At 67.9% G+C, this 13736-nt stretch carries 10 protein-coding genes and 1 pseudogene; 10 read left to right on the forward strand and 1 reads right to left on the reverse strand.

Annotation, left to right across the window (positions count from 1 at the left end):
- Positions 1-6: 6 nt before the first annotated feature.
- From CXY82_RS06535 to CXY82_RS06550, 4 genes and pseudogenes are all read left to right on the forward strand, one after another.
- On the forward strand, positions 7-1941 hold the full coding sequence (locus CXY82_RS06535; protein ID WP_104170206.1) for an AMP-binding protein: 1935 nt from the start codon (positions 7-9) through the stop codon (positions 1939-1941).
- A gap of 78 nt (positions 1942-2019) precedes the next feature.
- On the forward strand, positions 2020-2379 hold the full coding sequence (locus CXY82_RS06540; protein WP_104099874.1) for a DUF485 domain-containing protein: 360 nt from the start codon (positions 2020-2022) through the stop codon (positions 2377-2379).
- The gene (locus CXY82_RS06545) at positions 2376-4019 is read left to right on the forward strand and encodes a cation acetate symporter (protein ID WP_104170207.1); all 1644 of its coding nucleotides are present in this window, start codon (positions 2376-2378) and stop codon (positions 4017-4019) included. The genes CXY82_RS06540 and CXY82_RS06545 overlap by 4 nt, the downstream gene beginning before the upstream one ends.
- Before the next feature lie 138 nt (positions 4020-4157).
- Positions 4158-4385: pseudogene (locus tag CXY82_RS06550) on the forward strand (alcohol dehydrogenase catalytic domain-containing protein); the annotation flags it as partial.
- A gap of 84 nt (positions 4386-4469) precedes the next feature.
- Here CXY82_RS06550 and CXY82_RS06555 read toward each other — a convergent pair.
- Positions 4470-5249, reverse strand: a complete 780-nt coding sequence (locus CXY82_RS06555; RefSeq protein WP_104170208.1) for an SDR family oxidoreductase — start codon at positions 5247-5249, stop codon at positions 4470-4472.
- Positions 5250-5275: 26 nt separating this feature from the next.
- Between CXY82_RS06555 and CXY82_RS06560 the strand changes: the two genes are divergently transcribed.
- The 6 genes from CXY82_RS06560 (at position 5276) to CXY82_RS06585 (ending at position 13713) form a co-directional block, all read left to right on the forward strand.
- Positions 5276-6472, forward strand: coding sequence for an acyltransferase family protein (locus CXY82_RS06560; protein WP_104170209.1), 1197 nt, complete (start codon positions 5276-5278; stop codon positions 6470-6472).
- Positions 6473-6589: 117 nt separating this feature from the next.
- Positions 6590-7921 (forward strand): bifunctional o-acetylhomoserine/o-acetylserine sulfhydrylase, encoded by a 1332-nt coding sequence (locus CXY82_RS06565; RefSeq protein WP_104170210.1) that lies wholly within the window; start codon positions 6590-6592, stop codon positions 7919-7921.
- A gap of 357 nt (positions 7922-8278) precedes the next feature.
- Positions 8279-9505, forward strand: a complete 1227-nt coding sequence (locus CXY82_RS06570; RefSeq protein WP_104170211.1) for a homoserine O-acetyltransferase — start codon at positions 8279-8281, stop codon at positions 9503-9505.
- A 125-nt stretch (positions 9506-9630) separates the two neighbouring features.
- Entirely contained in the window at positions 9631-11118 is a 1488-nt protein-coding gene (locus CXY82_RS06575) for a DUF4389 domain-containing protein (RefSeq protein WP_104170212.1), read from the forward strand.
- A 130-nt stretch (positions 11119-11248) separates the two neighbouring features.
- On the forward strand, positions 11249-12418 hold the full coding sequence (locus CXY82_RS06580; protein ID WP_104170213.1) for a sensor histidine kinase: 1170 nt from the start codon (positions 11249-11251) through the stop codon (positions 12416-12418).
- A complete protein-coding gene (locus CXY82_RS06585; protein WP_104170214.1) occupies positions 12415-13713 on the forward strand; it encodes a hypothetical protein in 1299 nt (432 codons plus the stop codon). Before CXY82_RS06580 ends, CXY82_RS06585 begins: the two co-directional genes overlap by 4 nt.
- Positions 13714-13736 lie beyond the last annotated feature (23 nt).

Here is a 13736-nt window from a genome sequence, read left to right on the forward strand (position 1 = left end):
GTTCGAATGTCAGGGGAAGCTTCGGCGGGGTATCACGACCTGTGGCAGAGAAGCATCGATGACGGCACGCGTTCGGCGTTCTGGCTGCAGGCAGCCCGGGCAATCGACTGGACCGTTCCGCCGACGGTGGCGCTGGAGGAACGCTTCCCCGGCGCCTGGCGCTGGTTCCCGGACGGCGAACTCAACACCAGCTACAACGCGCTCGACCGCCACGTGCTTGCCGGCCGCGGCGAACAGACGGCCGTCATCTACGACTCGGCGATGTCCGGCACCCGGGTGCGCCTGAGCTACCGCGAACTTCTGGGACGCGTCGAGCGCTTCGCCGGGGTGCTCCGCGCCAGCGGCGTCGGCCAGGGCGACCGGGTGATCGTCTACCTGCCGATGATCCCGGAAGCCATCGTCGCCATGCTGGCGTGTGCCCGCATCGGCGCCATCCACTCCGTCGTCTTCGGCGGCTTCGCCGCCAGCGAGCTCGCCGTGCGGATCGACGATGCGCGACCGACCGTGATCGTGACCGCCTCCGGCGGCCTCGAACCGGGCCGGGCGGTCGAATACCTGCCTCTGGTCGAACGCGCCCTCGCTCGCAGCAAGGGCTCGGTGCACACCGTCATCGTGCGCGACCGGGAGATGGTCCCCGGCTGCGCCGCCGACTACGCCGGCACCAGCGACGTGGCCTGGCTGGACTGGGCCCACGAGGAGAACGAGGCCTCCCCGGCCGCGCCGATCAGCCTTCGCTCCGACGACCCGCTCTACATCCTGTACACCTCCGGAACGACCGGCAATCCGAAGGGGATCGTCCGCGACAACGGCGGCCACGCCGTGGCGCTGGCCTGGTCGATGGCTAACATCTACAACGTCAAGCCCGGCGACGTCTTCTGGGCGGCCTCTGACGTCGGCTGGGTGGTCGGCCACTCCTACATCGTCTATGCCCCGCTGCTGGTCGGCGCCACCACGGTCATCTATGAGGGCAAACCGGTCGGCACCCCGGATGCCGGGGCGTTCTGGCGCGTGGTGGAGGACTACCAGGTGTCAGTCCTGTTCACGGCGCCCACGGCCATCCGTGCCATCCGCCGCGTCGACCCTGACCTGGTCGAACTGGCGGGGCACGACATCCAGAGCCTGCACGGGCTGTTCCTGGCCGGCGAACGCCTCGACCCGGAGACATACCACTGGGCCAATGACGGGCTGCACTGCCCGGTGGTCGATCACTGGTGGCAGACCGAGACCGGCTGGGCGATCTGCGCGAACCCGCGGGGCATCGCCGACATCCCGACGAAACCGGGCTCGGCCACGTTCCCGGTGCCCGGCTACGACATCGCCATCCTCGATTCCCAGGGCAAGCCGGTCACGAAGGCCGGCAAGGACGGCAACATCGCCATCCGCCTCCCGCTGCCGCCCGGCACCCTGCTCGGGATCTGGGGCAGCGAAGACCGCTTCGAAAGCTCCTACCTGTCGGCTTTCCCCGGCTTCTACGCCACCGGAGATTCCGGCCACTTCGACGAGGACGGCTACCTCTATGTGATGGGCCGCACCGACGACGTGATCAACGTCGCCGGGCACCGACTGTCCACCGGCTCGCTCGAGGAGGTGCTCACCCTGCACCCCGCGGTCGCCGAGTGCGCGGTGCTCGGCGTGCGCGACCCGCTCAAGGGGCAGCGCGCGGCCGGCTTCGTCACGCTCAAGTCCGGGGCCACGATCGACCACGACACTCTCGGCGCAGAGCTCATCGCGCTGGTGCGGGAGCATGTCGGGCCGGTGGCCGCGTTCCGAGACGTGACCATCCTGGACCGGCTGCCGAAGACCCGGTCGGGGAAGATCCTCCGCAAGACCATCCGGCAGATCGTCGATGGCGAGGCCTATACCGTGCCGCCGACGATCGAGGATCCCACGGTTCTCGACGCCCTCAAGCAGGCCGTGCATGGAGTCGGCCCGAACGCCTGAAGCACCAGTCGACCCCCACAGATCACCCCAGCACCATCCCACACAGTCACATCCCTTCACCGGAGCAAAGGAGCCCGCATGGCGGAATCACTGAAAGACAAACTCCCGGACGGAGTAAAACCGTCCACCATCGACTACATCGCGTATGAGAAGACGCCGAAGTTCATCCAGCTGAAGAAGCAGCGCCGCGGGTTCGTGCTGCCGCTGGCCGCCTTCTTCTTCATCTGGTACTTCGCCTTCGTGCTCGTCGCGGCCTACCTGCCCGACGTGATGGCAATCCCGGTCTTCGGCAAGTTCAACCTCGGACTGGTGCTCGGCCTCGGCCAGTTCGTCACCACCTTCGCCATCACCATGTGGTACGTGTCGTACTCGAACCGCCGTCTCGACCCCCTCGGGGCCGAGCTGCGTGCCGAGCTTGAGGAGATGGACAAGAAATGATCGCAACCAGCATTCTGCAGTCCCTGCCGGGCCGCCTGGCCCAAGCCGTCGAACCCGCGGAAAACAACCCCGTGCTGAACATTTCGATCTTCCTCGCTTTCGTGGCGGTCACCCTGATCGTCGTCATCCGCGCCGGGCGCAACAACAAGACCGCGGCCGACTACTACACCGGCGGCCGGTCCTTCACCGGCCCGCAGAACGGGTTCGCCATCGCCGGCGACTACCTCTCCGCGGCATCGTTCCTCGGCATCGTCGGGGCGATCGCGGTCAGCGGTTACGACGGTTTCCTGTACTCGATCGGCTTCCTCGTGGCCTGGCTCGTCGCCCTGCTGCTGGTGGCCGAGCTCATGCGCAACACCGGCAAGTACACCATGGCGGATGTGCTCTCCTTCCGCCTGCGTCAGGGTCCCGTGCGCGTGGCCGCGGCGACGACCACCCTTGCCGTCTGCTTCTTCTACCTCCTCGCCCAGATGGCCGGAGCCGGCGGCCTCGTGTCGCTGCTCCTCGGCATCAACGACAAGGTCGGGCAGTCCGTCGTGGTCACCGTGGTCGGCGGCCTGATGATCATGTACGTGCTCATCGGTGGCATGAAGGGCACCACCTGGGTGCAGATCATCAAGGCGTTCCTGCTCATCATCGGCGCATTCGCGATGACCGTCTGGGTGCTGGCCATCAACGGCTTCAACTTCTCGGCGCTTCTCGACTCGGCCATCGCCGCCTCGACGAGTGTGCCGGCCGACGCCATCCTGGTGCCCGGCCTGAAATACGGCGAGAACCCGCTCGACTTCGTCTCGCTCGCCATCGCCCTGGTGCTCGGCACCGCGGGCCTGCCGCACGTGTTGATGCGCTTCTACACGGTGCCCAGCGCCAAGGAAGCCCGTCGCTCGGTCGTCTGGGCGATCTGGCTGATCGGTGCGTTCTATCTGTTCACGCTGGTGCTCGGCTTCGGTGCCGCCGCGCTCGTCGGAGCAGATGTCATCCTCGCCGCTCCCGGCGGAGTGAACTCGGCCGCGCCGCTGCTGTCCCTCGCGCTCGGCGGACCGCTGCTGCTCGGCTTCATCTCGGCCATTGCGTTCGCCACGATCCTGGCCGTGGTGGCCGGGATCACGATCACCGCCGCGACCTCCTTCGCTCACGACATCTATATGAGCGTGATCAAGAAGGGCAAGGGTGACCCCGACGCCGAGGTCAAGGTCGCACGTCGTACCGTCGTCATCATCGGCATCCTCTCGATCGCCGGCGGCATCGGCGTGCAGGGGCAGAACATCGCCTTCCTGGTGGCCCTGGCCTTCGCCGTCGCGGCGAGCGCCAACCTGCCGACCATCCTGTACTCGCTCTTCTGGCGCGGCTTCACCACCCGCGGCGCCGTGTGGAGCATGTACGGCGGCCTTGCGGTCACCGTCGGTCTGATCATCTTCTCGCCGGTCTTCTCCGGCACGGAGACGTCGATGTTCGGTGCAGACGTCGACTTCGCCTGGTTCCCTCTGAGCAACCCCGGCATCATCTCCATCCCAATCGGGTTCTTCCTGGGCTGGCTCGGCTCGGTCACCAGCACCCGCAAGGAAGACCCGCTGCTGGCCGCGGAAATGTCCGTGCGGTCCATGACCGGCTTCGGCGCCGAGAAGGCCTCCGAGCACTGATCGAAACCGTACGACCCGCATGACCACTACTCCCCTCGGCTGCACCCCAGCCGGGGGGAGTAGTGTCGTTCCGCGGGCTGGAGGGCCAGACCATCCGCCTGCGCCGAGCCTTTGACGCATGACTGGAGAAGATTCTCAATGAAAGCTGCACGTTTCCACGGCCAGAAAAACGTCCGCATTGAAAACATCGAAGAGCCGGAGACCCGCAGCGGCACAGTGAAGATCGCAGTCGCCTGGTGCGGCATCTGCGGCACCGACCTTCACGAGTATCTCGACGGCCCGATCTTCATCTCGGCGCCCGGCCACCCGCATCCGCTTTCGCATGAATCCCTCCCGGTCACCATGGGCCACGAGTTCGACCTCACCAGCGAGGGCTTCGACACCCTGATCAACCACAACGACACCGCTGTGAAGATCCTGGTCCACCCCTAGGCAGAACGCTTGAGTGCGTCAGTCTTTGGGTGCCAGCGGCCCCCGCGCGACTCGCGTGGGGGCCGCCTGTGCAACCGGCTTAATCACGATCAGGTCCAGATTGACGTGGGCCGGGCGTTCGACGCTCGACACGATCGTCTCGGCAATATCTTCGGCGGTGAGCGGATTCGGCACCCCGGCGTAGGCCGCGGCGGCCTTCTCCGCATCACCGTTGAAGCGCACCAGCCCGAATTCCTCGGTCTGCACCATCCCGGGGGCAACTTCGATCACCCGGATCGGCTCGCCATTCAATTCCAGGCGCAAGACTTCCATCAGGGCGTGCGCGGCGAACTTCGCCGCGTTATACCCTCCACCTCCGAGGTAGGCGACATGACCCGCAATGGACGTGACCGTGACGATGTCGGCGGCGCCGCCCTCCGCCCGGATCCCGGCCCGCAGCAAGGGCAGCACGGCGCTCGTGACCCGCTTGACCGCGAGCACGTTGATCTCGAACATCCAGGCCCAGTCCTCGACCTTCGATTCCTCGACGGTGTCCAGCCCCACCGCGCCGCCCGCGTTGTTGACCAGCGCGTGCACCGGCCCGGACGCCGCGAGATAGTCGCGCAGCGCGTCCACGTCGGCCTGCCGGGTGAGGTCGGCCGTGAAGACCTGCGCCCCGGTCTCCGCCTGCAGCGTCGCGAGGCGGTCGGTGCGGCGAGCCACCCCCACCACATCCCAGCCCCGCTGGCGGAACAGGCGCACGGTGGCGGCACCGATCCCCGAACTCGCACCGGTCACAACGACTCTTTTTGTACCCATGGTTCCATTCTGGTCGGAGAAGCAGCATGATGAGCCCACGCGCCGCCGGAATACCGCACGTGCAGAAACGACGCGTGCCGCTCTGGGACAGTGCGCGCTGGATCGCGATCGCCCTGGTTGTGCTCGGGCACGCCATCCTGAAACTCATCGCCGAGTCGGATGTCGCCTACGAGTTCTATCTGTTCGTCTACGCCTTCCACGTTCCGCTGTTCGTCGCCGTCAGCGGGTACTTCGCCCGGTCGGGCCCGCTCGGCACCCGCCAGCTGCATCGTCTGGTCACCGACATCGTGCTCCCCTACGTGATCTTCGAGACGATCTGGACAGTCGTGCACTGGCTACTCGGCGGCGAATTCCGCCTGGACTACTCGTCCCCCTCCTGGACCCTGTGGTTCCTGATCGCCCTCCTGGCCTGGCGCCTCGCCCTGCCCTTCCTCGTGCTGCTGCGCCATCCGCTGCTGATCAGTGTGATCATCTCCGTCGGCGCCGGGTACTTCGCGTCGATCGACAGCACCTTCGCGCTGTCGCGCACGCTCGGGCTGCTGCCGTTCTTCGTCTTCGGCTGGCAGCTACGCCAGTGGAAGCTCACCGACCGCTGGCTGGGGCTGCACGCCGCCGCGGTATGGCACTGGCGGATCGGCGCGTTCACCCTGTTCACGGCACTGCTGGGCGTGATCGTGGCGAACATCGACGCCCTTCGTGAGGCGCAGGTGCGCCAGTTCCTGCTCTACGACGAGGCCTACCCGGCGTTCGGCTACGACCAGCTCTGGGCCGGCGTCATCCGTCTGGGTCTGCTGCTGCTCGCGTTCGCCCTCATCGTGGCATTCCTGGTGCTCATGCCCCGGCGACGGCTCTGGTTCACGCCCTACGGCGCGGCCACGATGTACATCTACCTGCTGCACAGTTTCGTGCTGTTCCTCCTGCGCGAGAGCGGGGTGCTCGGCGGACCCCAGCCGGGCTGGGTGCTGCCCGCGATGATCGGGTTCAGCGCGCTGATCTCCATCGCCCTCTCGCAGCGGATCGTGCGCAGGGTGTTCCACCCGCTGATCGAGCCGCGCGCCCGCTGGCTGTTCCGCAAGAAGGCGCGCACCGACACCGGCACGATCGTGCTTCCGCACCTCGACGCGCCTGCCGGCACGCTCGCCGCCGAGCCTCCCGCAGAGCCTCCCGCAGACGCACCGCCCGCAGACCCTGCCACCGGCACACCGCGCGACACGCCGCGCTGACCGCTTCGTGACGCTGTGTTGCGGTGTCCGTTGCCAGCTCGACAACCCCCTGCCTAGAATCGCTGGCAGAGCGCTGGAAGGTCCACGCTCGTCGAGGATCACCCGGGAGATCACCTCATGAGCGATAACGCTGCAGACTGGAAGTTCGAAACCAAGCAGGTGCACTCCGGTGCCCAGCCCGACCCGACCACCAATGCCAGGGCCACCCCGATCTACCAGACCACGTCCTACGTGTTCGACAACGCCCAGCACGCGCAGAACCTGTTCGCACTGGCCGAATTCGGCAACATCTACACCCGTATCATGAACCCGACCCAGGCCGTCGTCGAAGAGCGCGTCGCCGCCCTCGAAGGGGGCACCGCAGCCCTGCTCCTGGCCTCGGGCCAGGCCGCCTCCACGTTCGCGGTGCTGAACATCGCCCAAGCCGGCGACCACATCGTCTCGTCGAGTTCAATCTACGGCGGAACCTACAACCTGTTCAAGTACACGCTGGCCAAGCTGGGCATCGAGACGACCTTCGTCGAGAACCAGGACGACCCCGAGGAGTGGCGCCGGGCGCTGCGCCCCAACACCAAGCTCTTCTTCGCCGAGACCATCGGCAACCCCAAGATCAATGTGCTCGACATCCGTCTCGTGGCCGATGTGGCGCACGCCGGCGGGGTGCCGCTCATCGTCGACAGCACCATCGCCACCCCCTACCTGATCCGCCCGTTCGAGCACGGCGCGGACATCGTCGTCCACTCGGCGACCAAGTTCCTCGGCGGCCACGGTGCCGTCATCGGCGGCGTCATCGTCGACGGCGGCACGTTCGAATGGTCCAAGAACGTGGAGAAGTTCCCCGGCCTCACCGAGCCGGACCCGTCCTACCACGGCGTCAGTTACACGGGCGCGGTCGGCGACGGCATCGCCTACATCATCAAGGCGCGCGTGCAGCTGCTGCGCGACCTCGGATCCGCGATCGCCCCGGCGAGCGCCTGGCAGCTCATCCAGGGCATCGAGACTCTCAGCCTGCGCATCGAACGCCACGTGCAGAACGCCCAGGATATCGCGGAGTGGCTCGAGAACCACCCCGACATCGCCTCGGTCAACTACGCCGGCCTGCCGTCGAGCCCCTGGTACGCCGCCGCCAACACCTACGCGCCCCGCGGTGTCGGCGCCGTGCTGTCCTTCGAGTTGAAGGGCGGAGTGGATGCCGGCCGCGCCCTCGTCGACAACCTTTCCCTGTTCAGCCACCTGGCCAACATCGGCGACGTGCGGTCGCTCGTCATCCACCCGGCCTCGACCACGCACGCGCAGCTCACCCCGGAGCAGCAGCTCACGGCCGGTGTGACGCCGGGCCTGGTGCGCCTCTCCGTCGGCATCGAGAACATCGCCGATCTGACGGCCGACCTCGAGACCGGCCTGGCGGCCGCCCGCGCGGTTGTGCAGGCATCCCGCGCCAACGCCTGACACGCCCCCAGCCGCTGCCAATCCGGATGGGTATCCCCCCCCCCCCCCCCCCCNTTTTGCCCTCCACACCCGGTTTCGGCCCGTTTCAGGCCAAAATCGCCAAAATCTCCGTCGAATTCGTTCGGGTGGCGAGCTGATTCGGCTCCGCCGAGTGCGAACAGAGTGCGAACAGAGTGGAAACCCAGTGGAAACCGAGTGGAAACCGAGTGGAAACCCAGTGCAACCCGAGTGGAAACCGGGTGCAGCCCGAGTGCCGGCCGGGTACTCCGCGGCGGCGGCCGGGCGCGCGGTGCGCTAACCAGGCGGTGCGGTGACAATAAGCCGGAAGGGTTGTTCACCCGGCAGAATAGGGAGCCTATGGACTGGCAATATTCGGCAGACACCGTCCCGTCGAGCTTCGTGACCGAAGCCCAGGCGCGGTCGCTGCTCGGCAAACCCCCGGCGACGGGTGCGTGGCGCGACGGCGACCCCGTGGGGAACCGTCGTTTCCTCGACGTCGGTGCGCTGCACTTTGAGGCGGGCAGCAGCCTCGGCGCCGTGCGGATCGCCTACGAGACGTGGGGCGAACTGTCCCCGAGCGGCGACAACGCCGTGCTCGTGCTGCACGCCCTCACCGGCGACAGCCACCTGGTCGGCCCGGCCGGCCACGGCCACCCGACCGCGGGCTGGTGGAGCAGGATCGTCGGCCCCGGCCTGGCCATCGACACCGACCGCTGGTTCGTGGTTGCCCCGAACATGATCGGTGGCTGCCAGGGCAGCACCGGTCCGGCCTCCCTCGCCCCGGACGGCTCCGAATGGGGCACCCGCTTTCCCTACCTCACCATTCGCGATCAGGTCGCCGCGCAGGTCGCCTTCTCAGACCATCTCGGCATCGACCGTTGGGCCGCCGTCGTCGGCGGCTCGATGGGCGGGATGCACGCGCTCGAGTGGGCCATCGAGCATCCGTCCCGGGTCGCCCGCCTGGCAATCCTCGCGGCACCGCCGGTGACGACCGCCGACCAGATCGCGCTGAATTCGGTGCAGATCGAAGCCATCCGCAGCGACCCACTCTTCCGCTCCGGCGACTACTACGACGCCGCGGACGGCGATGGCCCGACCCGCGGTCTCGCCCTGGCCCGGCGGATGGCGCTGCTGAACTACCGCAGCTCCGAGGAGCTCAACCTGCGCTTCGAGCGCGGCTGGCAAAGCGAGATCAGTCCGCTCGGCGCGGGCGGCCGGTTCGCCGTCGAGTCCTACCTCGATTTCCACGGCAACAAGTTCACCCGGCGGTTCGACGCGAACAGCTACATCGTGCTGGTCGAGGCCATGAACTCGCACGACATCGGCCGCGGCCGCGGCGGTGTCGCATCCGCCCTCTCCCGCATCGATGCGCTCAGCGTCGTCGTCGGCATCGACAGTGACCGCCTCTTCCCCCTCGAGGGCCAACAGGTCATCGCCGCCCACCTGCAGGGCAACATCGACGGCACGGATGCCGTCACGCTCCACTCCGGCTTCGGCCACGACGGTTTTTTGATCGAGAACGAGGCCATCGGCGCGCAACTTCTGCGCGTTCTGAGCCGTCCCGCTCCCTCGCATCGAGCTTGACACGGTCCCGGATCAAGACGACGTCGACCGGCAGGCCACGGAACGCGACACCCTCGTGAACCGAGTCGTTCCCATGAATGAGACGTACCCTGACTCAAGACGTACCCGATGAGAGGACACGCGCCATGAAACCCGGTTCCGTTATCATGTTGATCTTTGGCGCGATCCTCTCCCTGCTCGGCTTCTCGCTGGCCCTGGCCGGAGCGATGACCGCCGTGGTCAACGCGCAGGGCGAGGACGGCTACCTCACCAGCCCCGCCCGCTCGTTCTCGGTACAGTCGTTCGCGCTCACCTCGCCCCGGATCGGCTCGATCGAGCTCCAGGACGTCCCGGCGGACATCGGCAGTCTCCGACTCCGCGCGCTCTCCACCTCCACAGCGGACGTCTTCATCGGCGTCGCGCCTCAGGCCGACGTCGACCGCTACCTGGCCGGAGTGAATAACACCGAGCTGCGCGACCTGAACATCAATCCCTTCCGTGCGGTGTACCGCGACATTCCGGGCAGCCGCGCTCCCGAAGCCCCCGGCGCCCAGGACTTCTGGGTATCCTCCGCCGAGGGTCCCGGCACTCAGGAGATCGACTGGGATCTGACGAGCGGCAGCTGGGCGGTCGTCGTAATGAACGAGGATGCCAGTTCCGGCGTCTCGGTCGCCCTGCAGGCCGGCATTCGCCTCGGGTTCCTCGCCCCGCTGGCGGTGGGGCTGCTTCTGGTCGGCCTGTTCATCCTTCTCATCGGCCTGGTGCTGACCGTGTTCGGAGCAATCGGCCTGGGCCGCGGCACACTGCCCGCAACCGGGCCCGGCGCCACGCCCGACACACCGCTCGGAGCAGCAACTTTCGTCGGAGCAGGCCCACCCGGGGCGACCGCGGTCCCTGCCCATCCCGGTGAGCGGACGTTTCCCGCCCGGTTGACCGGAACCCTCGACGAGGGGCTGTCCCGCTGGTTGTGGTTGGTGAAGTGGATCCTGATCTTCCCGCACGTGGTGGTGCTGCTGTTCCTCTGGTTCGGGTTTGTCGTCACCACCATCGTCGCCGGGTTCGCCATCCTGTTCACCGGTCGATACCCGACGGCCCTCTTCCAGTTCAACGTCGGGGTGCTGCGCTGGAGCTGGCGGGTGTCCTTCTACGCCTACTCGGCGCTCGGCACCGACCGGTACCCCCCCTTCAGCCTGGCGTCGTCGGCCGACTATCCCGCCGATCTGCAGGTCGATTACCCGGAGCGCCTCTCGCACGGGCTCGTTCTGGTCAAATGGTGGCTGTTGGCGATTCCGCACCTGCTGATCGTGGCGGCCTTGACCGGAAGTGCGACGATCTGGCGGAACGACGAGGGCGACTCGGTCTCGAACACCGTCCCGTCCCTGATCGGGGTCCTGGTGCTGATCGCCGCGGTCATCCTCCTCTTCACCGGCCGGTACCGGCGCAGCCTGTTCGATCTGATCCTCGGCATCGACCGCTGGATCTTCCGGGTGGCCGTCTACACCGCCCTGTTCCGCGACGAGTACCCGCCGTTCCGCCTCGACCAGGGCGGCGCCGACACCCCGGAGGCCGCGGTCACACGAGCACCGATCGCACCCGCCGCACCTGCCGGCGGAGCGGCGTCGAGCACGCCCTGAGTCGCCGGTAACGCCCGTCGGGAACGCCTCCGGCCGCGCAGACGCCGACGGATGCCACGGATCGCGCGGGGGAACGGACACCGGGCCGGTAGGGTTCTGTATAGAGGGCAAATGGGGTGAGAGCGCCGCTATGCAACGAATCTACAAGGAACGTGACCGTCTGCTCCGCAGAGCGGCTCGCCTGTGCGGATTGGCCGGCTCGGCCGCCGCGCTCCTCGCGATGCTCGTCCCGGGCGGCTTGACCGTGAGCACCCTGGCCCGGAGCCTGCCACTGCTGCTGCTGCTGGTAGCCGGCCAGTACCTGCTCGGCCGGTCCGGCCGGATGCGCTGGGTCGCCTTGATCCTGGTCTCCGGCATCGCCGTGATCCTGCTCGTGGGCTGGTCGGGCCAGCGTGCCACCGGCCTGAACCTCGTCGAGCAGGCCATCATCGGCGGCATCGCCGCCGGAGCCCTGAGCTGCGTCGCCCTCGTGCTCGTGGTCAGCGCCGCCCGCCTGCTGGTGCTGTTCCTGGCATTCGGTGCGACCGTTGCCAGCGTGCTCGCCGCCACCCGCGCCTCGTCCGACGCCACCGTGCCCCTCCTGCTCACCCTCAGCGTCTGGCTTGCCATCGCCCTGGTGGCCTGGTGGCTGGCCCAGAGCGTGCCGCGCGTCATGGCGCGCATCGCCTTCATCGGCCGCGCCCACCTCGCCGAGCGCCATGCCAGCGAGCTCGAAGCCCAACGCCGGCAGGATGCCCGGCTGCTGCACGACACCGTGCTGGCCACCCTCACCCTCCTCGCGCACTCCGGCGTCGGCGTCAGCCCGGCCGCACTGCGCCAACAGGCCGGTGATGACGCCCGGTTGCTGCGGCAGCTACGGCTCGGCGGCCTCCCCACCCCGCGCCGCTCCGGGGTCTACACGCTCGAGCCGGCCACCGAGTCAATGCTCGGCAGCACCCTCGAATCGGTCAAGCAGCGGTTCGGGCGGATGGGCCTCGATGTGGACTGGCACGGCAGCGGACAGGTTCTTCTGCCCAGCGACGTGCTCGACTCCTTCCTCCTCGCCCTCGGCGAGTGCCTCGAGAACGTGCGACGTCACGCCGGCGTCGCCCGCGCCGACGTGACGATCACTGATGACGACACAACCGTGCGCGCCATGGTCACCGACGCAGGGGTCGGCTTCGACCTCAGCGGCGTCAGCGCCGAACGCCTCGGTTTCGCCGAATCGGTCGTGGCCCGCCTGCGCGACGTGGGCGGCAACGCCCGCCTCTTCTCCTCCCCCGGCTCCGGCACCACGGTCGTGCTCGAGGTGCCCAAGTGACCGTCCCCGGCATCGTCGACGCCCGCCGCCGTGACGCGCGCCGCGCTGCGGCGGCGGGCGGGTCCGACCAGCCGAGCAATCAGGACCGCCAGGAACGCCGGGCTTACCGGCGCAGTTTCCGACGCCCCGAACGCACCGTGCAGACCACGCGCGCCAACCAGAGCGGCCTGGGTGGCCGCCACCTCGGCATCGGCCTGACGTTCAGCGGCGGCTTCATCACCCTGTTCCTGTTCGGGCAGTTCGCCGTGCAGTGGTCCGAATATCCCGACCCGACGCCCAGCCTCATCGCGTGGGGTCTCCTGATGGCGACCACGGTCCTGGCACTGATCACGGTGCAGCGCCTTTCGGCTCGGATGCCGGACTGGCTGTTCGCCGCGGCCATCGCCACCGGCGTCGCCGTGGTGGTGCTCGACCTGATCGGGTCGTGGGGCGAAACCGACTCCGGCGTCTACCCGACCGCCGCCGCCGCCGTCGGCACCCTGCTCATCTCCCTGGCCACCGTGCGCCGCGGGCACGACCTCGTCTCGGCCGCGATGGCGCTCGGACTGCTTCTCTTCCTCGGGGCGCTCACCGAGGAGCGCGCCGATCCGCTCACCTTCGCCCCCGACCTCCTTGCGATCAGCCTCGCCATCCTGCCTCCGCTGCTCGGCGTCGCCACGGTGCGGGGATTCCGCCGGATGGCCCAGCGCGAGCTCGACCTGGTGCTGGTGCAGAGCACCATCTCCCAGCCGCAGTTCGCGGTGGGGATGTTCGCCTCCGAGGAACTCGCCCGTATCGACCTCGACGCGGAGACTCTGCTCGACGACGTCGCGAAGGGTCGCACGGCGCTGCCGCTGAGTTCCGAGAAGTCGACGACGGCGGCAGACCTCGCCACGCAACTGCGGCTGCACCTGATCCGGGGCCGCCGGGAGACCTGGCTGCACCACGCGATCACCGAGTCCGAGTTCCTGGGACCGTCCGTCGGCCTGCACGACCCGGCGGGGCTGGCCGGCATGCTCGACCCCGACCAGCGCGATGCCCTTCTGCGCACGATCTGGCTGCTGATCAGCGACACAACCCGCGACGAGGCATCCGTTTCGCTCTCTCTCGGACCGATCCGACCCACGCACGGCGTCTCCGCTCGCCAGAAGTTACGATTTCCGATCGAATTGACCACGACGGGTGTGCCACGGCGTCGAGTGGACCCCGAGACGTGGCAAGCTATCCGAATAGTCGGCCCTCACGTCGATTCCAGCCGGGACGGAAGTCTGCATCTGGAAATCGAATGCAGTATCGACAATCCCGCGGATGCTTAGGGTCCGTGGAACTACGCTGTTGA

Source organism: Cryobacterium sp. M23, from assembly GCF_002929655.1.
GTDB lineage: Bacteria > Actinomycetota > Actinomycetes > Actinomycetales > Microbacteriaceae > Cryobacterium > Cryobacterium sandaracinum.